At 71.2% G+C, this 25,454-nt stretch carries 21 protein-coding genes, 1 tRNA gene and 1 other RNA gene; 10 read left to right on the forward strand and 13 right to left on the reverse strand.

Going from position 1 to position 25,454, the window contains the following annotated elements; all coding sequences use genetic code 11:
- The 8 genes from ACFC0D_RS33275 to ACFC0D_RS33310 form a co-directional block, all read right to left on the reverse strand.
- The coding region (locus ACFC0D_RS33275) for a hypothetical protein (RefSeq protein ID WP_376444228.1) at positions 1-250 on the reverse strand (250 nt) is incomplete at its 3' end.
- Between the two features lie 10 nt (positions 251-260).
- The gene (locus ACFC0D_RS33280) at positions 261-662 is read right to left on the reverse strand and encodes a hypothetical protein (RefSeq protein ID WP_375821553.1); all 402 of its coding nucleotides are present in this window, start codon (positions 660-662) and stop codon (positions 261-263) included.
- A 12-nt stretch (positions 663-674) separates the two neighbouring features.
- The gene (locus tag ACFC0D_RS33285) at positions 675-1,691 is read right to left on the reverse strand and encodes a fibronectin type III domain-containing protein (protein WP_375821552.1); all 1,017 of its coding nucleotides are present in this window, start codon (positions 1,689-1,691) and stop codon (positions 675-677) included.
- A complete protein-coding gene (locus ACFC0D_RS33290) occupies positions 1,691-2,539 on the reverse strand; it encodes a hypothetical protein (protein ID WP_375821551.1) in 849 nt (282 codons plus the stop codon). The genes ACFC0D_RS33285 and ACFC0D_RS33290 overlap by 1 nt, the downstream gene beginning before the upstream one ends.
- Before the next feature lie 120 nt (positions 2,540-2,659).
- Complete coding sequence (locus tag ACFC0D_RS33295) at positions 2,660-2,815, reverse strand: hypothetical protein (RefSeq protein ID WP_375821550.1); 156 nt, start codon at positions 2,813-2,815, stop codon at positions 2,660-2,662.
- Positions 2,816-2,817: 2 nt separating this feature from the next.
- Entirely contained in the window at positions 2,818-3,084 is a 267-nt protein-coding gene (locus ACFC0D_RS33300) for a hypothetical protein (protein ID WP_375821549.1), read from the reverse strand.
- Entirely contained in the window at positions 3,084-3,719 is a 636-nt protein-coding gene (locus ACFC0D_RS33305; protein ID WP_375821548.1) for a hypothetical protein, read from the reverse strand. The genes ACFC0D_RS33300 and ACFC0D_RS33305 overlap by 1 nt, the downstream gene beginning before the upstream one ends.
- A gap of 174 nt (positions 3,720-3,893) precedes the next feature.
- Complete coding sequence (locus ACFC0D_RS33310) at positions 3,894-4,169, reverse strand: hypothetical protein (RefSeq protein WP_376444231.1); 276 nt, start codon at positions 4,167-4,169, stop codon at positions 3,894-3,896.
- A 73-nt stretch (positions 4,170-4,242) separates the two neighbouring features.
- Between ACFC0D_RS33310 and ACFC0D_RS33315 the strand changes: the two genes are divergently transcribed.
- Positions 4,243-5,205 (forward strand): hypothetical protein, encoded by a 963-nt coding sequence (locus tag ACFC0D_RS33315; RefSeq protein WP_376444234.1) that lies wholly within the window; start codon positions 4,243-4,245, stop codon positions 5,203-5,205.
- Between the two features lie 1,172 nt (positions 5,206-6,377).
- Here ACFC0D_RS33315 and ACFC0D_RS33320 read toward each other — a convergent pair.
- From ACFC0D_RS33320 to ACFC0D_RS33330, 3 genes are all read right to left on the reverse strand, one after another.
- Entirely contained in the window at positions 6,378-7,037 is a 660-nt protein-coding gene (locus ACFC0D_RS33320) for an ABC transporter ATP-binding protein (RefSeq protein ID WP_376444237.1), read from the reverse strand.
- A gap of 36 nt (positions 7,038-7,073) precedes the next feature.
- Complete coding sequence (locus ACFC0D_RS33325; RefSeq protein WP_376444239.1) at positions 7,074-7,421, reverse strand: hypothetical protein; 348 nt, start codon at positions 7,419-7,421, stop codon at positions 7,074-7,076.
- A 282-nt stretch (positions 7,422-7,703) separates the two neighbouring features.
- The gene (locus ACFC0D_RS33330; protein WP_376444242.1) at positions 7,704-9,374 is read right to left on the reverse strand and encodes an MFS transporter; all 1,671 of its coding nucleotides are present in this window, start codon (positions 9,372-9,374) and stop codon (positions 7,704-7,706) included.
- 241 nt (positions 9,375-9,615) lie between these two features.
- Here ACFC0D_RS33330 and ACFC0D_RS33335 point away from each other — a divergent pair, with 241 nt between their 5' ends.
- Positions 9,616-10,335 carry a TetR/AcrR family transcriptional regulator gene (locus tag ACFC0D_RS33335; RefSeq protein ID WP_376444245.1) on the forward strand — a complete coding sequence of 240 codons (720 nt, stop codon included), beginning with the start codon at positions 9,616-9,618 and terminating at the stop codon, positions 10,333-10,335.
- 162 nt (positions 10,336-10,497) lie between these two features.
- On the opposite strand, the gene ACFC0D_RS33340 is transcribed toward ACFC0D_RS33335, so the two are convergent.
- Positions 10,498-11,241 carry a DUF4232 domain-containing protein gene (locus ACFC0D_RS33340; RefSeq protein ID WP_376444248.1) on the reverse strand — a complete coding sequence of 248 codons (744 nt, stop codon included), beginning with the start codon at positions 11,239-11,241 and terminating at the stop codon, positions 10,498-10,500.
- Positions 11,242-11,522: 281 nt separating this feature from the next.
- Here ACFC0D_RS33340 and ACFC0D_RS33345 point away from each other — a divergent pair, with 281 nt between their 5' ends.
- Positions 11,523-12,986, forward strand: a complete 1,464-nt coding sequence (locus tag ACFC0D_RS33345) for a helix-turn-helix domain-containing protein (protein ID WP_376444269.1) — start codon at positions 11,523-11,525, stop codon at positions 12,984-12,986.
- Positions 12,987-13,152: 166 nt separating this feature from the next.
- A complete protein-coding gene (locus ACFC0D_RS33350) occupies positions 13,153-16,548 on the forward strand; it encodes a S8 family serine peptidase (RefSeq protein WP_376444251.1) in 3,396 nt (1,131 codons plus the stop codon).
- Between the two features lie 76 nt (positions 16,549-16,624).
- Here ACFC0D_RS33350 and ACFC0D_RS33355 read toward each other — a convergent pair.
- A tRNA-Ser gene (locus ACFC0D_RS33355) sits at positions 16,625-16,712 on the reverse strand.
- A gap of 108 nt (positions 16,713-16,820) precedes the next feature.
- Here ACFC0D_RS33355 and ffs point away from each other — a divergent pair.
- The 6 genes from ffs to ACFC0D_RS33385 all read left to right on the forward strand — a co-directional run bounded on the left by ffs (position 16,821) and on the right by ACFC0D_RS33385 (position 25,340).
- An RNA gene (gene ffs, locus ACFC0D_RS33360) (signal recognition particle sRNA small type) lies at positions 16,821-16,919 on the forward strand.
- A gap of 36 nt (positions 16,920-16,955) precedes the next feature.
- Positions 16,956-19,097: a DNA polymerase III subunit gamma and tau gene (locus ACFC0D_RS33365; protein WP_376444254.1), complete on the forward strand. Its 2,142-nt coding sequence runs from the start codon at positions 16,956-16,958 to the stop codon at positions 19,095-19,097.
- Between the two features lie 61 nt (positions 19,098-19,158).
- On the forward strand, positions 19,159-20,409 hold the full coding sequence (gene purD, locus ACFC0D_RS33370) for a phosphoribosylamine--glycine ligase (RefSeq protein WP_376444257.1): 1,251 nt from the start codon (positions 19,159-19,161) through the stop codon (positions 20,407-20,409).
- A gap of 217 nt (positions 20,410-20,626) precedes the next feature.
- A complete protein-coding gene (locus tag ACFC0D_RS33375; protein ID WP_376444260.1) occupies positions 20,627-22,630 on the forward strand; it encodes a hypothetical protein in 2,004 nt (667 codons plus the stop codon).
- A gap of 212 nt (positions 22,631-22,842) precedes the next feature.
- Positions 22,843-24,303, forward strand: a complete 1,461-nt coding sequence (locus ACFC0D_RS33380; RefSeq protein ID WP_376444263.1) for a N,N-dimethylformamidase beta subunit family domain-containing protein — start codon at positions 22,843-22,845, stop codon at positions 24,301-24,303.
- A gap of 137 nt (positions 24,304-24,440) precedes the next feature.
- The gene (locus tag ACFC0D_RS33385; protein ID WP_376444266.1) at positions 24,441-25,340 is read left to right on the forward strand and encodes a phosphoribosylaminoimidazolesuccinocarboxamide synthase; all 900 of its coding nucleotides are present in this window, start codon (positions 24,441-24,443) and stop codon (positions 25,338-25,340) included.
- Positions 25,341-25,454: the final 114 nt, after the last annotated feature.

Genomic DNA, 25,454 nt, shown 5'->3' on the forward strand with positions numbered 1-25,454 from the left:
GCCACGCACTCCGGCTGATCTGGAACAGACCGAAATGGCCCTGTTTGTAGGTGTTGTAGATGAACGGGTGGCGGCCCGACTCCGCGATGACCACCGAGACAGCCTCGGCGATCTTGTCCTCGGGCCACCCTCCCTCGGCCACCGCCACGGCAATGCCGACGTCTTCCAGCTCAGCCTTGTTGTCCTGGAAGTACTTGACCTTGCCGGGGTAGGCATCCCCGCCCGGGGGGATGCCGTACTTGTCCGCCACCGCGTCCGCCTCAGACCGCTACGCCGTAGACCGGCGTCGTCGGGAGCTGCTGCACGCTGGCGACCTGGTCGCCCACCACACCCTCCGGGCCCTTGGCCGGCGCCGGGATCAGGGAGGCGGCCTTGCCCGAGAGGGAGTCCACCTTGTCCGCATGGCGCGTGGTCCAGGACGCGGCCACCACCACCGACCCCCCGAGGGTGAACACGGCCGGGCTCTTGGTGAGCAGCGCGACCAGGGAGACGAGACCGGCCGCGGTCCACGCGGCCACCCGCTCCGAGGACTGCACGTCCTTGTTGTTCGGCTCCAGCGACCGGATGTCGGCCACCGGCGGCAGCGCCATCTGGTACGCGCCGTAGGCCATCACTCCCGTGGCGAGAGCGATCGAAATCTCTGCATCAGGCTTCATCGACATGTCGCCCTCCTCCTACTTCTTGGTCTTGACGGTGAGTGCCCCGGACATGGGGCCGGGGTTCTGGCCGGACGTGTCGGCCGCGACCTGCACCCGGTACGACGTGTTCGCGCGACGCCCGGTGAAGTCCCGGTACGGGCTGTCGCTCGCGCCCTCGGGCTTGCCGTTGACGTACCAGCGGTAGAACTGCGCGCCGCGCACCGCGGTGCAGCTCACGCGGAAGCTGCTGCGGGTGACCGCGGACGACTTCAGGCCGCCCGGCTTGGCGAGCGCGGTCGCCTTGGTCTTGACGGTGAAGTTCGAACTGTTGCTGCCGATCTTGCCGACCGAGTTCACCGCGCGGACGTAGTAGGTGTAGGACCGGTTGGGGACCAGGTTGCGGCCCTGCCAGAACGTGTCCTGCGACGTGCCGACCGGCTCCGTGTTCCCGGTCTGGTAGATCCGGTAGTAGTCGGCCCCGGTGACCTTGTCCCACTGCACACCGATCTGCGTGTCCGAGTGCGTACCCCACGCCCGCACGTTGGTCGGGCCCGGCAGGGTGCCCGAGCCCACCGCGGCCTCCTCCTGGACGGAGTACGGCCCGCCGATCGGGGGCTGTCCCACCTGCGCCAGAGCGGCCCGCGCGATCCCCGCCTCGGTCTTGTCCAGCGCGCGGCGGGCCAGGAACTCCCCGAGCGCGTTGCCCACGGTCTGAGGGTCGTAGCCCATGTTCGTGAGCAGCTCGGTCGCGCGCTGCGACCACTCGGCGTTGTCGTCGATCGCGTTCGGGTTGGTGCCGTCCGTCACCGTGCTGCCGTTGTTCCCGGTGACCTCGGTCGCCCCGCCCGAGGTGGACAGCCCGTACTCGGACAGGTCGTCGCTGGTGTACATGCCGTCCGCGCCCGGGTCCACGGGCGCCTCCTGCGAGGCCACGTACCAGCGGTAGGCGACGTAGGCCGCCGCGATGCCCGCCGGGATGTAGATGTACTTCTTCTTGATCTTCCCGGCGCCCGGCACGTCCACCGTGCCGCCCATGAACTCCCCCTCGGGCATCAGATGGCCCCGTCCACGGGCACCCCGTAGCCGGTCGGCGTGACCGACTCGCCCAGCTCCGACAGCCACGTGTTCGCGGCGAGCTGGCCCATGACCGGGGTGTTGTAGTACCGGCCGCCCACCAGCGGATCCCGGGCCGTGACCGGTGCGGTCTGCCGGTCATAGAACTGCGCCGGCTTGTCGATGAACATCGGCTGGTTCACGAAGTACGGGCTCTCGAACCCGTAGTGGACCCGAGCACCGCCGCGGCCTTCCGCGTACTGGTCCCCGTCCGGGTTGTTCGCCGCGTAGCTGTTGGTGCCCGCGATGAACTTGTCCACCCCGGCGCCCGACGGCTCCCCCCAGATCTGGCGGGGGAAGCCCACCAGCCGCTCCAGGAAGGACGATCCCTCCACACCGACGGGGTTCGCCTGCCGGTACGGCAGGGTGTCGTCCCCGCTGGAGTGCACACCCGCCACCCCGCCCACGTGCGGACTGCCCGCGATCGAGCCGCGCGCCGCCCGGGCCCAGGAGGTGTCGACGTCCGCGTTGTGCGGATTCCCCTGGGACCAGGCCGGCGCACTGCCCGCCGGGGTGCCGCCCGACCCCACCGGGGTCGAGGACAAGGAGGGTGCGTTCCAGCCGAGAGAGGGCTGACCCACCACGATGGCGCGCGGGATGCCGTCCTCCAGGGTGAGGCCGGCGTACTCCGCTCCCATCTCCGGAGAGACGCTGATCTCGTCGGCGCGGAAGTCGGGCACTCCCTCAGGGCCGGACGGGTTGGTGTGCGCCGGGTCCGGTTCGCCCGGCGCGATCTTGGGTTCGCCCGGCGCGTTGAGGCGCAGGAGGTTCCCGGAGTAGCGGGCCATGGGCCCCTCCCTCAGCTCAGAGTACGCTTGCCCCACGACAGCATGGCGTTACCGATGGCCATGCCGACCGCGAGTCCGGCACCGAAGATCACTGCGTTGCGAAGGTTGGTCGACATGCCGTCACCTCTTGGGCGAGGCCATGGCCGTAGCCAGGGACCCGCGGAACAGGTAGTTGACGGAGTCGATCACCTTCGAGGTCTGGCGGCCCGGGAGGATCAGCGTCGTGGCCATGGCCACGCCGATGATCCCCATGGCCACCCGCTCGACGGTGGTCATGATCAATTCCTTTCGTTGAACCATCGGAGTGCAGACTCCGAGGGGCTTGGGACCTTGGGGTCGACGCGGGCCAGGACCACCGTGATCAGGGCCAAGTACGCGACGTGCACCGCACCCCTGCCCACCACCCGCTCCGCACCCGCGAACAGGACGGCCGCGATGGCGGTGCCGATGGGCACCTTCCAGTCCATGGCCTCGTCGTTGAAGATCGTTCGGTTGGCGACCGTGATCGCGCCGATCGCGAGCACGGGCCCGGTGGAGGCCGCCATCACGCCCACCCCCGGTAGCGGCGGATCTCGTACTTCCCGGTGTTGGCCATGAGGTTGTCCAGCGTGTCTCTCTGCACGTTGCGGCGCTTGTTCTGCATGCCGATCCCGTTGGAACCGTCGGTGCAGAGCACCATGTGACGGGCGTTGACCGCGATGTCCCCCATGCGCGGGCTGCCCACCTTCACCCACTGGCCCGAGGCCAGATAGGCGCCGGTGGTCGACCCACCGGGCGGCTCGATCCCGATGTCCAGCAGGCTCTTGCCGACGAACGACGCGCAGTCGGAGTAGCCCTTCTTCCAGCGCTCGTCCTGCGAGTACTTCTCGTTGCCGTGGGAGACGCTGGCCGCGGTCACGAGCGTGGACGGCTTCTGGAGGGCCTTGGGCATCTTGGACTTCTTGTAGACGCCCTTCCAGTCCGTCGTGCCGTACCCGCCGGGCACGTAGTTCGGGTCCGCCTCACCACCCGAGCCCGTGATCACCTTGCCCTCGGTGGACACCGCCGGCGGAGCACCGGAGGTCACGTCCTTGAGGGCCTGGAGGGGCGAGACGTCCCGCAGGGCGGCATACAGCAGCACCCCACCGCCGGCCGCGATGGCCAGGTGGAGACTGGAGATCTGCCCGCCGCTCTGCGCCACGACGGATCAGCCCTTGACCTTGGCGAGCAGCTTGCCGCCGAAGAACGTGCCGATGGCCAGGTACACGAGCTTGCCGAGGTCCGGCATCAGAAGATTCATGATCCTTTTTCCTTTCGTCCAGGTCAGACGGGGTGAGGGGGCCAGGACGCGCGCGCCCTGGCCGTGGGCCTGGTGCTACCGGCCACCGGTGAGCTGACGGGGGTCGTCCCCCACCGGGCTCATGTAGTTCTTGGTGATCGTCAGGGTGTGCGCACCCGATCCGCCGATGACCCCGGAGAGCTGGACGGCCGTGGACGGGGTGATCGGCTGGTACCGGAACCCGTTCTCGGCACCCGGCTGGAGACCGAAGTCGTCCAGCCAGTGGAGGACGTACACACCGTCGGGCTTCGAGTTCTTGGCCGCGGCCGTGTTGCCGTCCGCGTCCGCGGTCAGCCCGTAGTCCTCGCTCATCTCCGACTCCCACGTGAGCGGGGAGCGGGAGTAGACAGCAGACGAGCAGCAGCGGAAGCCCACTCCAGTCCCAGTGCACGGCCCCACCCCCGGTGATCAGATAACTCGACTCGGCGAGCCACCCGGTAACCACGGCGGCCCCGAGCCCGACGGCGAGCGGCAACACCACCTGCGCACACTGCACGACCCGCAAGGTCGCCGCCTTGGCCCCGAGCAACGCGAGCGCGGCGACCTGCCCACGCCGCTCCATGGCCCGATCGGCGACGGACACGACGAAGGCGGCGACGCTGATGACGAGGCCCAGGACCATACCGGCGGCGAGGAGGCTGCGGATGACGGTGAGTTGGGCGAGGGATTCGATGACGATGCCGACGGGTTGGACTTGTGCGAGGGGGGCGATGGTGCCGATGGCGTCGAGTGTGGTGCGGATGGAATCGGGATCGGCGTCGCTGAGGAGAACCAGCGTGGAGTGAGCCGGGAGCTCATCGGCGGGAATCAGGGCGGGTGGGATCAGTACATCCGCCCCGAAGGCAGACGGATCGAACACGCTGAGGCTGACCTGATCGCTTGGGACGGTGACGCTGAGCTGCCTGCTCTTGAGGTGGAACGGGAAGCTGCGGCCGGGTTGTGCATGCGTATTCGCCAAGAGCGTCGCATCGCGCAGTCGGAGAACCTTTCCGTCGACGCAGCCACTCGACCATTCGACGAAGTCACTCAGTTGGGCACACGTGGCGACTACAGCGTGGAGCGAAGGTCGGCTGGTGCCGTCCGTAGGTGTCCAGGAGGAAACAGTGGCCGCGTATGCTCGCACGCCTTCGGCTTGGGTCATCCCCTTGGTCTGCTCCGCTGTGAGCGTCTCGCGTGCCACGTTGTACTCCTGTACCGGCGCTGTACGTCGGCTGACTTGGTCGAGCTCGACCAGCACCCCCTGGGTCAGAGAGGTGGCGAAGACGAGGAGGACGAGTCCGGTGACCACGCGCAGGGAGGCACCCGGCTCCACTTCAGCGCGGCGCATCGCAAGCGCCAGCGAGAGTGACCGTGTGGTGCGGGCGAGTCGGCGGGCGAGCCAAGCGGTGATCGGCGGCAGGCCGAAGACCAGCCCGGCTCCGGTCAACAGCACAGCGGCGGGAACGAGAAGAGTGTTGGCGGAGCCGCCAGAGGGATCCTTCCCCAGGACGCTGAGCGTGCAGTAGCCGCCGATGATGCCGATCCCGGGGAGCAGGAGCAGCGTCCCGTACATCCGGGGCGGTTTGGGTTCGGCCGTGCGGCGGACGTTCAGCGGGGTCAGCGCGGCCGCGCGGGCGCTTTGGCGGCCGACGAACCAAGCGAGTGCCGGGCAGAGGATCAGGCACATGGCGAGCGTGGTGGCCTCGGGGCGGCCGTCGGCGGGGTACCAGTGGAGTCCGGGCAGGCCAATCCTCGCCATGATCTCGTTGGCGACGAGGTAGCCGCCGATGCCGACCAGCGCCCCGAGAAAGGCGGCCGACACGGTCTCGCCGGCATTGACCCGCAGGGTGTCCTTGGCGCTCATTCCTACGAGCCGCAGCGCCGCGAGCCTGCGGGCGCGGGACTCGGCGGAGAGCCGGGCGCACACCGAGAGGAACACGGCCAGGGGCAGAAGGACGACACAGGCGAGCGTGAACCGAAGAATGTCGAGGGTGGACGAATCCACCACCGTGTACGGGGGCCACCTGCCTCCGAAGTAGTCCACCTCCCGTGCGTCAGGCAGCTGGGCGCGCGTGCTACCGATGTATGCGAAGAGCTCGTCCGGTCCAGTCAGGCCCGCCGGCCCGATCGTCCCGGCGACCCGGCCGGGCAACAGCCCTGCCAGAGCGGGGTGGGCCGCCAGCTCGTCCCGCAGCCGGGGCGAGAGAAGTACCTCGCCGGGCCCAGGAAGGCGAGCCACGCCCGGGGGGACCGGAGAAGGACCGGAAGACGGGCGGGCGACGAAGACCCGGCGGAGAGGTTGGGATCCGTAGGAGTCCAAAAGCGGGGCCATGGCGAAGGTATCGGACGAGACCGACGGGTGTTCCGTCTCCGGACTACGGGCGGCAGCCCGGTTGTCGTGCGCGGCGAGGATCGCCGGGATGGTGAGGACGGCGGCGAGGCAGGCGACCCCGAGCGCGCAGCCGAACGTCATCAGCAGAAATCGGGCTCGGCCTCTGCGTCCGCCCCGCCACAACAGTCGCATTCCGAGCAGGAAGGGGTTCACTTCAGGATCCCGTCGGTCATCGTGTACCGGCTGTCGGCGTGCTCGGCCACCGCCGCGTCGTGCGTGACGATGACCACGGCAGTGCCCTGGTCCCGTGCGAGCCTCAGGAACTCCTCCAACACGGCTGAGGCGTTGACGCTGTCGAGCGCGCCGGTCGGCTCGTCGGCGAACACGACGTCCGGGCGGTGCACGAGTGCCCGGGCTACGGCGACCCGCTGGCTCTGCCCTCCGGAGAGCTGGGAGGTCCTGCGTTGCAGAAGCTCGGTCATCCCGAGCCGCCCGAGGACCTCCCCGGCGGCCGCATGCGCGGGCGCCTTGCGCTGGCCGGCGAGCCGCAGCGGGAGCGCGGCGTTCTCCTCGACCGTCAGCTCGGGCAACAACTCCCCGTACTGGAAGACGAATCCGAACCGCTCCCGACGCAGGGTGCTCAACCCTTCGTCGCTGAGTGAGGCCAACGTGACTCCGTCGAAAGTCACGGTGCCGCGCGTAGGCGCGAGTACCCCGGCCAGGCAGTACAGCAATGAGGACTTCCCGGAGCCGCTGCTTCCCATGACTGCCGTCACCTCCCCGCGCTTCAGCGAGAAGTCCACACCGCTGACTGCCTGGTGTGTCCCGTAGAAGAGATCCACGCCCTTGGCGTGGAGAATGGCGTTCATAGTGCTGCGACTCCCGGATGCAGTGGCTGTCGACTACTAGCGCTTGTACGACTTCAAGGGCGAGCAGTTGTCAGGCCGCAGGGACCCTCGGTCGCGACAGACACGAATGTCCGCAGTGCTCGTGTACTGAGCTGCGCCGTCATAGACGACCTCGTCCAGGGGAACGGTCTTCTTCTGGACTCCGTTAAAGCGGTTCCAGCCGTAGCCCTCGACCTTGGCCTGCACGTACACGTTGTGTCCGTCCTCGGGCTTCCTGTCGATGAGGTCGCCCTTGAAGTGGAAACCGCCGTGGTTCCGCCCCTTGGGTTCCCAGGTGTAGGACCAGTCCGCGAACCGCGCGCCGGTCGTCGTCAGGGATTCCTGGGCGTGCCAGGAATCCGCCACGGCAACCCCCGCCCCACCCAAGAACAACCCCGCCGCCACCGCCACCGTCGCCAACTTCCGCACGCTTCCTCCAGATTGAGAGAGCACCCACTCGGGCGTTGCGCAAAGTGTTCCAGTGATTACGGAGAGCATCACCCGCCGTAACGTCTCTGCCGCCTCGGACCCCCCGAACCGGTGACATCACCACACGAGTCGGACCATCGGTCGGTCCCGGGAACGCCGAAGGCCCCGGCCGGTTTCCCGGGCGGGGCCTTCCGTGCGCTTGCTGGGGTGGTGGGTGGGTTAGCCGACGAGCTCCCGGTTGTCGGTGGTGTTCTCCGCGTCGACGCCCTTCGCGTCGACGAGCTCCGCGTCCTCCGCGTTGACGAGCTCCGCGTCCTCCGCGTTGACGAGCTCCGCGTCCTCCGCGTTGACGAGCTCCGCGTCCTCCGCGTTGACGAGCTCCGCGTCCTCCGCGGCCTTCGCGCCCTCCGCCTCCGCCGCCTTGTCCGCGCCCGGCTTCGTGTTGCGCATGACCACCGCCGCCAGGACCGCCGCTGCCAGGACGCCGATCGCGCTGATCGTGAAGGTGGTCGACATCGAGGTCGTGAAGGCCTCCCGGGCCGCGTTCATCAGGCCGGCGTCGCCCTGCGCCGCCGCCAGGGCGCCGCCGATCGAACCCTTCGCCTGCTCCGACGCGTCCGCCGGCATCTCCGTGGCGAAGCGGCTCGAGAGGAGCGAGCCGAGGATCGCGATGCCGAGCGCGGTGCCGGCCTGCTGGATCGTGTCGTTCAGGGCCGAGCCGACGCCCGCCTTCTCCGCCGGGATCGTGCCCATCAGGGCGCCGACCGCGGCCGGCATCGCCAGGCCGGCGCCGAGGCCGAGCAGGCCGAGGGCGACGGCCGGGACGGTGAAGCCGGAGGAGGCGTCGACCGTGGTCAGCAGGCCGAACGAGGCGGCCATGGTGAGCATTCCGGCCAGGACCAGGACGCGGTAGCCGAGCTTCGCGGCGAGCCCGGCGCCGGCGGCGTTGCCGATCAGGGCGGCGACGGCCAGCGGCATGAACGCGAGGCCCGCCTTCACCGGCGAGTAGCCGAGGACGAACTGCAGGTACTGGGTGAGGACGAGCAGCAGGCCGCCGTTGCCGACCTGGACGAGCGTGAGCGAGAGCGAACCACCGCTGAAGTTGCGGTTCTTGAAGAGGACCAGCGGGACCATCGGCGACGGGGTGACGTTCTCCCAGATCACGAAGCCGGCGAGAGCGGCGACCGCGACCACCAGGGTGATCAGCCCGCGGCCCTCGAAGGCGCCGTGCTGCGGGATCTCGATGATCCACCAGATCAGGGCGGTCATGCCGATCGCGGACAGCACCGCACCGAGCGGGTCCGGCTTCTGCCACGGGCCCTTCGACTCCGGCATGAGGGTGAGGGCCGCGATCACGGCGAGCACGACGACCGGAACGTTGATGAGGAAGATCGACTGCCAGGAGAAGTGGTCGATGAGCACACCGCCGAGGATCGGGCTGCCGACGAGGCCGAGCATGGACACCGAGCCCCAGGCCGCCATCGCCTTGCTGCGCTCGTCCTCCTCGAAGACGGTGATGAGGATCGACAGCGTCGAGGGCATGATCAGCGCTCCGCCGACACCCATCGCGATGCGTACGGCGATCACCTCACCGGGGTCGTTCGAGAAGGTCGCCGCCAGCGACGCCAGGCCGAAGAGCAGCAGGCCGATGATCATGACCTTCCGCCGCCCGAACCGGTCGCCGAGGCTTCCGGAGGTGAGCAGGAGTCCGGCGAAGACCAGGATGTAGGAGTCGAGGATCCACTGGATGTCCTGGGCGCTCGCGCCGATGTCCTCGGTCATCGAGGGCACCGCGACCGTCAGCGCCATGCTGTCGACGACCAGCACCAGCGTGCTGAGGCACAGCACGACGAGGATCCACCAGCGGCGTGGATTGCGGACGGTTTCCATGGGAGTTCCTCTCGGTGAAGCGCACGGTGTTCCTTCGGTGCGAACACTGTACGCAGACGCGTACGCCGTGCGCAACCCTTCAATCCGTACGCAGCCGCGCACGCTGTGCGCAGACTCTGACTCCTGTACGCTGGGTGCGAACGCTGTACGCATCCATATATGCGCCCGTACGACCTGTAATGCGCTGACCTATATGCGCCAGTACGTACCTGTGTGCATCTGTACGCACCGAAGGAGGATCATGGCCGCCAAGTCGAACCCGATCCCGTCCGTATGGGCCCGGCAGCAGGCCGCGCCCGATCAGCCCGCGCTCAGCCGCGCCGCGATCGTCCGCGAAGCGATCGTGATGCTGGACGCCGACGGCATCGAGGCGCTGAGCATGCGCAAGCTCGGCGCCCGCCTGAACGCCGGCGCCACGTCCCTCTACCGGCACGTCGCGACCAAGGACGAGCTGATGGAGCTCGCGGTGGACGAGGTCTTCGGCGAGATCGCCGTACCTCCCGCCGACAGTCCGGACTGGCGAGCCGCGGCGACCGATGCCGCGGGCTCGTTCCGCGCGACGGCGCTGCGTCACCCCTGGCTGGCGTCGGTCCTCGGCCAGGCCGGTCTGGCCTACCTGGGCCCCAACCTCATGGCGTACTCGGAGCGGCTGGCCACCCTCTTCACGAACGTCGGCTTTCCCGAGCCGGCCCGGGCGATCGAGACCCTCCTGACGTACGTCATCGGGATGAGTACGACGGAGGCGGCCTGGCTCACGACGGTTGCCCGCTCCGGTGAGACGGAGGTCGAGTTCATCGCCCGCTTCACCCCCGGCGCCAAGGAGGCCGCGGTCGGACACGACCACCTGACCGCGGCCTACGAGGCGACCTTGAACCTCGACCCGGTCGAGATCCGCGACGCGAAGTTCACGTACGGCCTGGAGGTCGTCCTGGACGGCCTGGCCCTGCGCCTCCCGCACTGAGCACCGGCATCCGCCGGCATCCGCCGACCCCACCGACACCCACCGACACTCAGACATCCACCGGCGCACCGCCCGTGGGTGAGTCCATGACGAAGGGCGCGACCGGTGCCGGTCGCGCCCTTCGTCGTACGTACGGCGCGTGGTGCGCGCGTCGCGGTGGCGTCAGTGGCTGAGCGCCTCGTCGAGGTCGCTCAGCCAGTGCGTGACCTTGGCGTCGTCGGTCTTGTAGGTGTCGGCGGGAAGCGTCAGGATCGCCGGTCGGCCAACGGATCCGGACGCGTCGCGGGAGTCGAAGTACACGCCCAGCCGGGACGTGGTGCGGCCGTTGGCCTCCTCGCCGGTGCGCTCGCCGATCAGGATGACGGAGGCGTACGCGGACTGGCCCGGGGCGAGCCGGATCACGCTCTGCTGCTGGGTGCTGCCGTCGATGGCGGTGGCGGACTGCTCGTCGTCGAAGCGGAGCAGCGGTGCCCGGTACAGGTCGCAGGACGCGGGGCCCTTGTTGGTGGCGGTGAGCAGCAGGTGGTTGATGGGGCGGGCGGGCCGGTTGACGACGACCCTGGTGTTGTCGCCGGTGCAGGTGACGACCTTGGCCTGACCGCCGCCCGGCTTCTTGACGCCACCGGTGGCCTGCTTGCCGTCTGGGCTCGTCCCGCCGTCGGTGCTCGCGCTCGTCCCGCCGGTCGTACCTTCGGCGGTCTGCTTGCCGCCGGAGTCGGCGGCATCCGTGCCCGACTGGCCGGACGAGGCCGACGGAGCCACCGTCGACGTGGCGGACGGGCCCTTGCCCGACCCTTCGGCGGACGGTGCCTTGCCGGTCTCCGTGCCACTGCAGGCGGTGGTGACGAGAGCGGCGGTCATGACGGTGGCGGCGAGGACCGCGCGGCGGATGGTGAAGGTACGCATGAGGTGGTTCCCCCGTTGTGGCAGTGGTGGTGACGGTCGATCAGCGGAATGGCCCGCTGGTCGGTGGAAGCGCCCGGCCCGAGTGGCGGCGCTGCAACGACCTTGCGCGCCGCCTTCGCATTCGCACCAGCAGCCGGGGACAATGTCGTAGGCGCGAATGCGCAGAGTGCGGTTGACCTGGGGAAACGCGTTCCCCCTGGAACGCCTGCCTGGAACGCCGAACGGCAATGGCGAACGGCACGGCGAAGGCATGGCGAACGGAAGGACTGCTCGGGGTGGGGATGCGGAGTGAGGATCTGGCGGGCTTCCTGCGGGAGTTGAAGGAACGGTCGGGGCTCAGCTACGGCACCCTCGCCAAACGCCTGCACATGAGTCCGTCGACGGTCCACCGCTACTGCAACAGCGATGCCGTGCCGACGGACTTCGCGCCTGTGGAGAAGATCGCCCGGCTCTGCGGGGCGCAGCGCGAGGAGCTGCTGCGGCTGCACCGCCTGTGGATCGTGGCGGACGAAACCCGCCGCCGGGCCAGGACCGCGCCAACGGAGCCCGCGGCACCGAAGTCCCCTTCGGGCTCCGAGCGGCCGACGGATCCGACGGAGCCGGCCGAGCCGGCGGAGACCGATCCGCGGCAGGAGCAGGAGCAGGAGCCGCAGGGATCGGAGCAAGCGCCTGCGCCGACGCAGACACAGAAGCCGCATTCGGAGCCCGCCCCCGCCCCCGCCCCCGCCCCCGCCCCCACCCCCACCCCCGACCCGGAGTCGGTACGCGAAGAGGCGGCGCCGGAGCCCCAAGAGCCCTCCACCGCCCCGAAGTCCCGCCGACGCCGGCTGCTGTGGCCCGTGGCCGCCGCCGCGGCGATGGTCGTCGTCGCGGCCATCGGTACCGCGGCCGTCTGGACCAACACTTCCGGCACGTCGCGCGCGGGCGAGCAGCCCGCCGGGGGTCCCGCGGCCTCGACATCCGCGGCCCGCACCCCCGGCGGCCCGGCCGCGGGCGACGCGAAGCCCAGCCGTACGACGCCGGGCACACCGACCTCCGGCGGACCGTCGACCAGCACGGGGACGGACGCCCCCGGCGGCGGTGCCGGCGGGAGGACGGACGGGGCGGGGGACGAGACCCCCGAGGTGCCGCTGGCGGCGAGCGTCAACCCGTATGTGTGGAAGGACCCGTGCAGCCGGTTCTATGTGGTGGACCAGGCGCCGCAGGTCGTGCCGCCGCCGCCCTCCGAGCAGGGCGCGCGCGGCTGGGTCACCGCTCTGGACGGGGTGCCCGGGGGCGAGATGGTGATCGACGTGTCGCTTCAGGGGCTCGGCGACGACACGGTCGTCCTCAAGGCCCTGCACGTACGGACGGTCGACACGTCCGAGCCACTGCGGGGCAACGTGTACGCGATGGGCGTCGGCTGCGGAGGGGACGCCCGTATGCAGAGCCTGGACATCAACCTGGACGCGGCCCGGCCCCGGCCCGTCCCCGTGGCGGGGTGGAAGGGCGACAAGTACGTCCCGGCGTCGGACTTCCCGTACACGGTGTCCGCGAGCGACCCGCAGGTGCTGACGATCACCGCGCACACGCGGGGCCGGAGCGTGCGGTGGTACCTGGAACTGGAGTGGAGCAGCGGCGACCGCAGCGGCGTGCTCCGGGTGGACGACCGGGGCAAGCCGTTCGCCACGAGCGCCACGGCGAACAGGCCGACGTTCCAGTTCCCCTTGGGGGCGAGCGCCTGGGAGCCGTATCAGTTCGGATGACCGGTGGACGCGGTGCCGCACCGGTCACGGGACAGCGCGGGTGAACTCCCCGATGACCGGGGACGGTTGGGAACCCGTCGACCGACCCCCGCCGAGAACCGAACCCGCCCCACGGGCGTGATAGCGGAGAACGCTTTGGCATGCACACGAAGGCGGGGGAACGCCAGTGGGATCCACAGCACGCGCGAGAACGGCGGCTCTGGCCGCCGTAGTGGCCGGTGCGCTGGTCACGGGGGCGGTATCGGCAGGGGGCCGGCCGGCGCAAGCCGCCGGCCCCGCCGCGCATGACGAGGCGAAGGCCCCGGCGAAGGCGAAACCGCCGGCGACCGTCACGCTGATCACCGGCGACCGCGTGGTCGTCGGCTCCGACGGCCGGGTCGTTCGGCTCGAGCGCGGCAAGGGCCGCGAGGGGATCGGTTTCTCGGTGCGGCGGGCAGCCGGCCACACGTACGTCGTATCGCAGGACGCCCTGCGCCTGGTCGCCGACGGCGTGCTCGACCGGCGGCTGTTCGACGTCACGCAGCTGGTCAGGGACGGGTACGACGACGCGCGCCGCACCACACTGCCGCTGATCGTCGGCTACCGGCAGGACGGCGCCGAAGCACAGAGCGGCGCCGAAGCACAGAGCGGCGCCGAAGCAAGGGCCTTCACCAGCGCCGGCGACCCGTTCGCGGACGTGGCCGTCCGGGAGCGACGAGCGCTGCCCGCGGTCGACGGGGAGGCCTTCGAGGCGCCCAAGGTGGGTGCGCCGGAGCTGTGGGCGGCCGTCACAGGCCGTTCCTCGGCCCGTACGGCAGGCGCTGAGGCCGCCCCCGCGCGGCCCGTCGCCCATGTCTGGCTGGACGCGAAGGTCCGGGCCGGCCTGGCCGAGAGCGTGCCGCAGATCGGTGCGCCCGCCATGTGGAAGTCGGGCCACACCGGCAAGGGCGTCAAGGTGGCGGTCCTGGACTCGGGCGTGGACCAGACCCATCCGGACCTCGCGGGCGTCGAGATCGCGCAGAAGAACTTCAGCGAGTCCCCCTACGTCGAGGACCGCTTCGGGCACGGAACGCACGTGGCCTCCATCCTCGCCGGGAGCGGTGCGAAGTCCGGGGGCCGCAACAAGGGCGTCGCGCCCGACGCGAAGGTGCTGGACGGCAAGGTCCTGGGTGATGACGGCTTCGGCGACATCTCGAACATCGTGGCCGGCATGCAGTGGGCCGTCGACCAGGGCGCGCAGGTCGTCAACATGAGTCTGGGCGCCCTCGACAGCCCGGGTGTCGACCCGATGGAGGCGGCCATCGCCCGGCTCTCCGACAAGGCCCTGTTCGTGGTGGCCGCGGGCAACTCGGGCGACGGGCCCGGCACGATCTGGTCGCCCGGCAGCGCCCCCGCGGCGCTCACGGTCGGTGCCGTGGACAAGCAGGACGGGATCGCCGACTTCTCCAGCCGCGGCCCGAACCTCGACGGCACGCCCAAGCCGGACATCACCGGCCCCGGCGTGGACATCACCGCCGCCCTGACCACGCAGGGCGAGCTGCCTCCGAGTGAGGACTACGTTCCGAACTCCGGTACGTCGATGGCCTCCCCGCACGTCGCGGGCGCCGCCGCCCTGGTGCTCCAGCAGCACCCGGACTGGAGCGGAGTCCGGCTCAAGGCGCTCCTGACCGGTTCGGCCAAGCCGAACCCGCTGCTGAACGCCCATCAGCAGGGCGCGGGCCGGGTGGACCTGGAGCGCGCCGCGACGGCCGTGGTCGTCTCCGAGCCCGGCTCCCTCGGCTTCGGCACACACGCGTGGCCGCACGCCGACGACAAGCCGGCCTCCAAGACCCTCACCTACCGCAACCACGGCACCCGGGCCGTCACCCTGCGGCTGAGTGCCTCCGGGACCGACCCGTCGGGTAACCCCGCCCCGGCCGGCATGTTCACCGTCAAGGACGCCCAGCTCACCGTTCCGGCCGGCGGCACCGCGAAGACCACCGTCACCGCCGACACGCGCAAGGGCACCACCGACGGTGTCTTCGGCGGCACCGTGCTGGCGTCGGGTGACGGCCAGCAGGTGCGTACCGGCCTCGTGGTCGAGCGGGAGGTGGAGTCGTACGACGTCACGGTGCGGCACATCGACGCCGACGGGGCGAACCCGGCCACCTACGCGACCTTGATCAACCCTGTCGCCGGGGACGGCTCGCACGTGGAGCTCCCGTACAGCGCGAACGGCACGGTGGTCCAGCGGCTGCCCAAGGGGTCCTACCAGTTGGAGAGCCTGGTCTTCGCCGAGGACAACGAGGTGGGCTTCTTCGTCCAGCCGGTTCTGGAGGTGACCCGGAACGTCGCGGTCACCCTCGACGCCCGCAAGGCGAAGCCGTTCGTCGTGAAGGCCCCGGATCCGGCCGCGAAGCTCGTCACCTCCACCGTCGGCTATTACGACGAGGTGCTGGGCGTGGGCAACTCCTGGTCCACCAACGGCGTACCGCCGATGCGCACCGCCGCCCTCGGTCCGGCGTCCGCCACGATGCGGGCCCAGTTCAACGGGGTGTGGAAGACGCCCGGCGCGGTCGGCAAGAACGTCGACTACCGGCTCGCCTTCAACCGTAAGGGGAGCTTCTTCACCGGCCTGAACCGCACCGTCACCCGGGCCGATGTAGCCGAGGTGAAGCTCGGCTTCGGCGCGTCCGTCACCGGGGCCAAGGGCCAGGTGACGATCACGCCGCTGGACGAACTCGGGATGACCTTCGGCTCACCGGACCCGCTGGAGCTGCAGCTGCCGCAGGCCACCACGCACTACCTCAGCACGGCCGGTGTGCGCTGGTCCTGGTCGGCGGCGCAGCTCAACGCCGGCGACGAGGTGCGCATGCTCTACGCGAAGGACTGGGTGGCCTACAAGCCGGGCTCCAGCCACACGCTGAGGTTCAACACCGGTGTGGTCGGCCCCGACCTCGCGGCGGGGAGCCCGGAGGGGCAGGGCGCCGAGCGGACCGGAGACCACATCAGCGCCAGGATCCCGCTGTTCAACGACGGCAGCGGCAACCCGGGGTCCTCGATCGTCACCGGCGGCTTCGCCCGGCTGGAATCCGGCGGGCGGATCCTCGGCGAGGGTTCGGCCACGGACTGGCTGACCGCCGAGGTTCCCGCCGCCTCGGCCGGGTACCGCCTGACGGTCGAGGCGAGCCGCTCCGCCGAGGACACCTCCACCAGTACGAAGGTGGCGGGGGTGTGGACGTTCACCTCGGCCCGGCCGGCGTCGGACGGAACGGTCAGGCTGCCATTGTCGACGGTGCGGCTGGCGCCGAAGCTGAGCCTGCGCGGGACGGCTCCGGCGGGCAGCACGCTCACGGTGCCGCTGAAGCCGAGCGGCGCGGCCGCCGCGTCCGGGCAGGTCGCCACGCTGACCGTGAACGTCTCCTACGACGGCGGCCGGACCTGGAGGCCGCTCACCGTGAGGACCGACGCGAAGGGCGCGCGTTCGGTGAGCGTGAAGCACCCGGCGACCGCCAAGGCGGTGTCCTTCCGGGTGGACCTGAAGGACAAGGGCGGCAACACCCTGCGCGAGACGATCACGAACGCCTACCGGCTCGCACCGTGAGCTGACGCCACGGGAGAACGTCGAAGGGCCCCACCGCAAGCGGTGGGGCCCTTCGACTTCGTGCCCGGTGAGGCACTGGCGGAGGATACGAGATTCGAACTCGTGAGGGGTTGCCCCCAACACGCTTTCCAAGCGTGCGCCCTAGGCCACTAGGCGAATCCTCCGCCGCAAACAATACAAGACGCTGAGGGGTGCTCGCGAACGTGATCCAGAAGAGGTTTCCGTGATCGGAATCGGGGGACCGCGGGGCCTCTGGGATCAGGTACCCTTGGCGGAGCCCCTCACGTGGCGCTATCTGACTGAACTCCCCCAGGGCCGGAAGGCAGCAAGGGTAGGTCGGCTCTGGCGGGTGCGTGAGGGGCGCTTGCGTTCCCGGGTTGTCAGTGGGCGCCTATAACCTCGTATACGTGTCGTCTCTCGCGCTGTACCGCCGCTATCGCCCCGAGTCCTTCGCCGAGGTCATCGGGCAGGAGCATGTCACCGACCCGTTGCAGCAGGCCCTGCGGAACAACCGGGTCAATCACGCGTACCTGTTCAGCGGGCCCCGCGGATGCGGAAAGACGACCAGTGCGCGCATCCTGGCGCGCTGTCTGAACTGTGAGCAGGGTCCCACTCCCACCCCCTGCGGGGAGTGCCAGTCCTGCCGCGACCTGGCGCGGAACGGGCCGGGGTCGATCGACGTCATCGAGATCGACGCCGCCTCCCACGGTGGTGTGGACGACGCCCGTGACCTGCGGGAAAAGGCGTTCTTCGGGCCCGCTTCGAGCCGCTACAAGATCTACATCATCGACGAGGCGCACATGGTCACCTCGGCGGGCTTCAACGCCCTGCTGAAGGTGGTCGAGGAGCCGCCGGAGCATCTCAAGTTCATCTTCGCCACCACGGAGCCGGAGAAGGTCATCGGGACGATCCGGTCCCGGACGCACCACTATCCGTTCCGGCTCGTGCCCCCTGGCACCCTGCGGGAGTACCTGGGCGAGGTCTGCGGCCGCGAGGGCATCCCCGTCGCGGACGGCGTGCTGCCGCTCGTCGTGCGCGCCGGTGCCGGATCGGTGCGTGACTCGATGTCCGTCATGGACCAGCTGCTCGCCGGAGCCGCCGACGACGGTGTGACATACGCCATGGCGACCTCTCTTCTGGGGTACACGGACGGGTCCCTTCTCGACTCGGTCGTGGACGCCTTCGCCGCCGGTGACGGTGCGGCGGCCTTCGAGGTCGTGGACCGCGTCATCGAGGGCGGCAACGACCCCCGGCGCTTCGTCGCCGACCTCCTGGAGCGGCTGCGCGACCTGGTGATCCTCGCCGCCGTGCCGGACGCCGCCGAGAAGGGGCTCATCGACGCCCCCGTGGACGTCGTGGAGCGCATGCAGGCGCAGGCGTCCGTGTTCGGCGCCGCCGAGCTCAGCCGGGCGGCCGACCTCGTCAACACCGGGCTGACCGAGATGCGCGGGGCCACCTCGCCGCGGCTCCAGCTCGAGCTGATCTGCGCGCGCGTGCTGCTGCCCGCCGCCTTCGACGACGAGCGGTCGCTCCAGGCCCGGATCGACCGCCTCGAGCGCGGCGCCGCGGCCGGCCCGGCGCCCGTCTTCACCACCGGTGCGCCCGCGCCCGCCATGGGGTACGTCCCCGGCCCCGAGGCCCATGCGCCCGTGGCGCAGCCCGCCCCGGCCCCGCAGGCCCCGGCTTCCCAGGCCCCCGCGCCCGCCCCCGTACAGCAGCCCGCTCCCACGCAGCCCGCACCGGTACAGCAGCCCGCTCCCGCCGCCGAAGCTCCCCGCCCCGGGGCCTGGCCCGGTGCCGCGACCCCCGGCGCCCCCGCCGCCCCGGCCCCCGGCGCCTGGCCGGGCGCCTCCGCACCCGTGCCCCAGGCCCCCGCCCCCGTGCCGCAGGCCGCCGCCCCGGCACCCGGGCCCGTCCCCTCCGGTGACATGGCCCAGGGCGCCGCCCAGGTGCGGAACATGTGGCAGCCGATCCTCGACGCCGTGAAGAACCGGCGCCGCTTCACCTGGATCCTGCTGAGCCAGAACGCCCAGGTCGCCGGGTTCGACGGCACCACCCTCCAGCTCGGCTTCCTCAACGCCGGCGCCCGCGACAACTTCGCGAGCAGCGGCAGCGAGGACGTGCTGCGGCAGGTGCTGGCCGAGCAGTTCAACGTGCAGTGGAAGATCGAGGCGATCATCGATCCCTCGGGCGGCGCCAACCCGCCTCCCGCCGCGGCCAACTTCGGTGGCGGACGCCCCGCCCAGGCCCCGCAGCAGCAGTGGTCTTCGCCACAGCAGCCCCAGCAGACGCAGCAGAACGCGCAGAGTCACCAGCCCCCGCAGGCGCCCCCCGTCCCGCCGGTCCAGCAGGCGTCCGCGCCCACTCCCGTACGCCAGAACCAGCCCCAGGCCGCGCCGCCCGTCCACCACGCGCCGCCGCCCGTCGCGCCCGAGGACGACGTGCCCGAGGAGGACGACCCCGACCTCGTCGACTCCGCCCTCTCCGGCCACGAGCTGATCGTGCGCGAGCTCGGAGCGACGGTTGTGGAGGAATACACGAACGAGTAGGGGCGTCTCGCTCGGTGGCCCGCACAAGGGACATCCGGCCACGCGGGCTACCCTGGCTGGCGTGAAGGTCCTCGTCATCGGCGGCGGCGCCCGCGAACACGCCCTGTGCCGCTCTCTCTCCCTCGATCCCGACGTCACCGCTCTGCACTGCGCGCCCGGCAACGCCGGAATCGCGGAGGTCGCCGAGCTGCACCCCGTCGACCAGCTGGACGGCGACGCCGTCGCACGGCTGGCCGCCGACCTCCAGGCGGACCTGGTCGTCGTCGGTCCGGAGGCCCCGCTCGTCGCGGGTGTCGCCGACGCCGTCCGCGCGGCCGGCATCCCCTGCTTCGGCCCGTCCGAGCAGGCGGCGCAGCTGGAGGGCTCCAAGGCGTTCGCCAAGGACGTCATGGCCGGGGCCAACGTCCCGACCGCCCGCAGCTACGTCTGCACCACCGCCGAGGAGATCGACGAGGCGCTCGACGCCTTCGGCGCTCCGTACGTCGTCAAGGACGACGGCCTCGCGGCCGGCAAGGGCGTCGTGGTCACGTCAGACCTCGCCGAGGCCCGCGCCCACGCGCTCGCCTGCGGCCGGGTCGTCATCGAGGAGTTCCTGGACGGCCCCGAGGTCTCCCTCTTCGCGATCACCGACGGCGTCACCGTCCTCCCCCTCACCCCCGCGCAGGACTTCAAGCGGGCGCTGGACGGCGACGAGGGCCCGAACACCGGTGGCATGGGCGCCTACTCCCCGCTGCCCTGGGCCGACCCCAAGCCGGTCGACGAGGTCATGGACACCGTCCTGCAGCCGACGGTCGACGAGCTGCGCCGCCGCGGTACCCCGTTCCAGGGCCTGCTGTACGCGGGTCTGGCGATGACCAGCCGCGGCGTACGGGTCATCGAGTTCAACGCCCGCTTCGGCGACCCGGAGACCCAGGTCGTCCTGGCCCGGCTGCGGACCCCGCTGGCGAGCGTCCTGCTGAACGCCGCCAACGGCACCCTCGACAACGAGCCGCCGCTCAACTGGCGCGAGGACGCGGCCGTGACCGTGGTCGTCGCCTCGCACAACTACCCGGGGACCCCGCGCACGGGCGACCCGATCGAGGGCCTCGACGAGGTCGCGGCGCAGGATGCCCCGCACGCGTACGTCCTGCACGCCGGGACGAAGCGCGACGGCGAGGCGATCGTCAGCGCCGGCGGCCGCGTCCTGTCGGTCACGGCGACCGGCACGGACCTGGCGCAGGCCCGCGAGCGGGCGTACGCGGCGGTCGGCCGGATCCGTCTGGACGGCTCGCAGCACCGGTCGGACATCGCGCGCAAGGCCGCGGGGGAGTGAACCCCTAACCAGCGCGAACCGTCATCACCTTTGCCCAAAGCCATTCCATCGAGTGACGGCTGAGCCATCCGGATGACGCCCGCCGAAGCCCCAACTAGGGTGCGGCGAAGGCGTTCCGGCACTTGGCCCACCGGCATTGCGATGTCAGTGGCGGGTGCCACAGTGGGGGAGTGAGCAACACCGCCACAGGCAGTCCCGACGAGGGCAGGAGGGGGTGATGTACGGCGTGTCCGGTACAGGTTCCGTTGTCGGCGAGGAGATGGGTGCACGCGCCGCGCGCGCCCGCGCCCTCGCCGTGCTCCGGGTCCGCGGCAGGGCGCTCGGCGTCGCCGTGCTCCCGGCCGCGGTGGCCGTGATCCTCTACGCGGGAGGGGTCACCGGCCATTTCACGGGCGCCGGCTGGGACGCGGCCCGCTGGGTGACCACCGTGCTCGCCGTGGTCGTCCTGCTCGCCGCCGCGGCCGTCGCGCTGGTCATCGCGCGGTCCCGTCCTGCCGTCACCCCGACTGTGGAGCTCGCCGAGACCGCGGCCCCCGATCTCTACCGGATGGTCCGGGACCTCGCCGACCGGCTCGGCGTCCCCGCTCCCTCCGCGATAGCCCTGACGCCGGACTGCGACAGCTGGCTCGAGGACCGCACGCACCCGGCACATGGCCCCGGCTCCGGCTCCGGCCGTACGGCGGGACTCCGGCGCTCCACCGACGCACCTGTCCTCGTCATCGGCTCGCCCTTCCTGTGGTGGATGCGCGTCGGCGAGCTGCGGGCGGTCCTCGCCCCCGTCGTCGCCGGTACGGCTCCGGCCGCGCACCCCGACATAGCCGCGGCCCGCCGCTTCGTGCAGGGCCTCGACGCCGCGGTCGCCGCTCCCCGTCACGAGGGGCTCGACCCGGTCAGCAGGCTCGGCGCCCAGGGGATCGGGCGGGTCGCCCGGGTCCTGCTGCGCCTCTGCCGCGGACATGCCGCCGAGATGGAGCGGGGTGTCGCCATCGCCGGCTCCGAGCGTGCACAGGCTGTGGACTACGGCGTCCGGATCGTCGCCCAGGAGCAGGTCGGCCTCGCCTACGCGGGCTGGGACCGGCTGCTCACCCGGGTCGCGCTGCCCGCCTGGCGGATGGGCCGCTGGCCTTCACGCCTGGACGTGGGCGTGGTCTCCGCCCTCACCGAACTCTCCCGTCGCGACCGCCTCGCCGAGGGCTTCACCTCCCGGTTGGGCGAGCGCCCTGCCTGCGACCTGCTCGAAGAGCCCGGAGCCGTCGACGAGGCCGCCTCTCTGCTCGCGGCCCGCCTCTTCCACGGCGGCCCCGCGAAGGCCGGCCCGGACTGGTCCCCGGTGGACTGGGACCAGTACCCGGAAGAGGTGGTCGACCGTAAGTGGCGCGCCGACGCGGCCCGACTCCACCTGGTCCTCGACGAGCTCGGCGTTCTCCCCGCCGACACCGGCAGGAGGGCGGGCAGGGGTGCGAGCGTCGGTACGGCTCCGCGTGCGGGAACCGGTTCCGCGGGCGACGACGGCCCGACCCTGACCCGGGTGATGTCCTACCTCTCGGCCCACGCCGAGCACGAGGCGAACCCCCAGGACGAGCCCCCTCCCGAACCGACCGCGCTCAGCCCGGCCGACCCCACCGACGAGGCGCCGGCCGACCCCACGGCGCCCGCCCCCACGGCGCCCGACTCCACAGAGCTGGTCGACCTCACCGAGCCCGACCCCGGCCCCACCGGGCCCGACCCCGGCCCCACCGGGCCCGACCCCGACCCCACCGGGCCCGCCGGCCCCACCGAGCCCGACCTCGATTCCACCGGGCTGGACGACCTCGCCGAGCCCGCGCTCGGCAACCCCGCCGCCGACGCCCTCGCCGCCGTGCTCACCGCGCATGTCGCCCGCGAGGAGGCGGCCAGGCCCGCCGCGCCCGCTCCCGCGCCGCACGCCGCCGGACCGGGCGCGGACACGCTGCCGCTCTTCCCGCTCCAGCCGCCCCGGACCGGCCGCGACCTCCTGGCCGACCATGTGACGGCGATGGTCTGCTGCGCCGCCGTCGACACCGCGGGCGCCGCTCCGGGTCTCGACTGGCTCGACGGCCCCGCGCTCCTCGTCGGCGGCGAGCGGAACACCGATCTGGCCGCCCGCGTCCTCGCCCTCGTCGAGGACGGTGACCCCGAGCCCCTGCGGACCTGGCTCACCGAGACCGGCGTCCGCCCCGAAAAGCCCGTCCGCCTCGTCTGAGAAGACGTCGGCACCCCCGGAAGCTTGCCTTCCGTTCACGTCAATTCGCGACGAACGGTGACGGAGTGCGTGCGTTATGTGATGTGCTGGGGACCGGCACTGACAGCAGCACATGACAGCCCGCACCGCGGACAGCGCGCGAGGGCACACACGACGGCACACGACAGCACACGACGGAATTCGGCGCGGGGGAGTCGAGGGAGGGGTGCGACATGGGGGCGGAGCAGATCAGGCGGTGGGAATCGGGCGCGCTCGCCCACGCCGTCTCGGACCCCTTCGGACAAGGGCCCCTGCCCTGGCTGCGCGGCTCGGAGAACTACTTCGACGACACCGGGCAGGTCGTCCCCTGGTACGCCGACGAGACCCTGGCCCGCGGAGGCGGCGGCGGCCCCCGCACCGCCGACGACGTCCGCAGCCAGATCAAGGGCTTCGCGTCCAACGGGGCCGTTGCCCCCGGCGAGGCGATCGATTTCCACATCACCGTGGACCCACCGCAGCAGTTCTCGGTCGACATCTACCGGATCGGTCATTACGCGGGCGACGGCGCCGCCAAGATCACCACCAGCCCGCGCCTCTCCGGCATCGTCCAGCCGGCCCCGCTCACCGCCGACCGGACCGTCTCCTGCCACCACTGGTGGCAGTCCTGGCGGCTGCAGATCCCGTCCCTGTGGTCGATCGGCGCGTATGTCGCCGTGCTGACCACCGCCGACGGGTACCGCTCCCACATTCCCTTCACCGTGCGCGACAACCACCCCGCCGACCTCCTTCTCGTCCTCCCGGACGTGACCTGGCAGGCGTACAACCTCTATCCGGAGGACGGTCGCACCGGCGCGAGTCTCTACCACGCGTGGGACGAGCAGGGCCGGCTCCTCGGCGAGAAGGACGCGGCGTGCACGGTCTCCTTCGACCGCCCCTACGCGGGCGCGGGACTGCCCCTCCATGTCGGCCACGCCTACGACTTCATCCGATGGGCCGAGCGGTACGGCTACGACATCGCCTACGCCGAGACCCGCGATCTGCACGCCGGCCGCGTCGACCCGACCCGCTACCGGGGCCTGGTCTTCCCCGGCCACGACGAGTACTGGTCCGTCCCCATGCGCCGGACCGTCGAGCTCGCCCGCGAGCAGGGCACCTCGCTCGTCTTCCTCTCCGCCAACACCATGTACTGGCAGGTGGAGCTCGGCCCCTCGCCGTCCGGGGTCCCCGACCGGCTCCTCACCTGCCGCAAGCGCCGAGGCCCGGGCCGCCCCGCCCTGTGGCGCGAGATCGACCGCCCGGAGCAGCAGCTGCTGGGGATCCAGTACGCGGGGCGGGTCCCGGAGCCGCACCCCCTGGTCGTACGGAACGCGGAGCACTGGCTCTGGGACGCGACCGGGGCCGGGGACGGGGACGAGATCCCGGGTCTTGTCGCGGGTGAGGCCGACCGCTACTTCCCGCGCACCGCACTGCCCCAGCACGAGGGCAGGATCCTGCTCGCCCACTCGCCCTACCAGGACAGCGACGGCGCCCTGCGCCACCAGGAGACCTCCCTCTACCGGGCCCCGTCCGGAGCCTGGGTCTTCGCCTCCGGCACCTTCGCCTGGTCGCCCGCCCTGGACCGGCCCGGCCATGTCGACCAGCGGATCCAGCGCGCCACCGCGAATCTCCTCGACCGCATCTGCAAGAGGGACTGACCGGAAGGACGGACCGACCGGAAGTGGGACCGATCGGCAGGAGCGACCGACCAGGCCGTCCGAGGGGCCGCTCGACGGACGGCCCGGTGAGTGCGAGAGAATCGAATCGTTCCTGGATCAACCTACGCGGAGGAACCGTGTCCGGATTCGTAGAAAAGCCCGAGCCTGTTCAGGTCCCGGGCCTGACCCACCTCCACACGGGCAAGGTGCGCGAGCTCTACCAGAACGAGGCGGGCGACCTCGTGATGGTGGCCAGCGACCGCATGTCCGCGTACGACTGGGTGCTGCCGACCGAGATCCCCGACAAGGGGCGGGTGCTCACCAAGCTCTCCCTGTGGTGGTTCGACCGCCTCGCCGACCTGGTCCCCAACCACGTCATCTCCACCGACCTGCCGGCCGGCGCCCCCGCCGACTGGGCCGGCCGCACCCTCATCTGCAAGTCGCTGAAGATGGTGCCGGTCGAGTGCGTGGCCCGCGGCTATCTGACCGGCTCCGGCCTGCTCGAGTACAACGAGTCCCGCACGGTCTGCGGGCTCGCGCTCCCCGAGGGCCTCAGCGACGGCTCCGAGCTGCCCGCGCCGATCTTCACGCCCGCCACCAAGGCCGCGGTCGGCGACCACGACGAGAACGTGAGCTACGAGGAGGTCGCCCGCCAGGTCGGTGCGGAGACCGCCGCCCTGCTGCGCCAGACGACCCTCGCGGTCTACGGCCGCGCCCGGGACATCGCCCGCGAGCGCGGGATCATCCTCGCCGACACCAAGTTCGAGTTCGGTTTCGACGGCGACAGTCTGATCATCGCCGACGAGGTCCTGACGCCGGACTCCTCCCGTTTCTGGCCTGCCTCGAGCTGGGAGCCGGGCCGCGCGCAGCCCTCGTACGACAAGCAGTTCGTGCGCGACTGGCTGACCTCGCCGGCGTCCGGCTGGGACCGCAGGAGCGAGCAGCCGCCGCCGGCTCTCCCGCAGGAGATCGTGGACGCGACCCGCGCCAAGTACATCGAGGCGTACGAGCTGCTGACCGGCAACAGCTGGGAGTAGCAGCCGCGGAACACGAAGAAGCCCCCGGTCCGAGAGGACCGGGGGCTTCTTTCATGGAGCGGACGACGAGATTCGAACTCGCGACCCTCACCTTGGCAAGGTGATGCTCTACCA

Origin of the sequence: Streptomyces sp. NPDC056222 (assembly GCF_042264065.1) — a bacterium.
Taxonomy (GTDB): Bacteria; Actinomycetota; Actinomycetes; order Streptomycetales; family Streptomycetaceae; genus Streptomyces.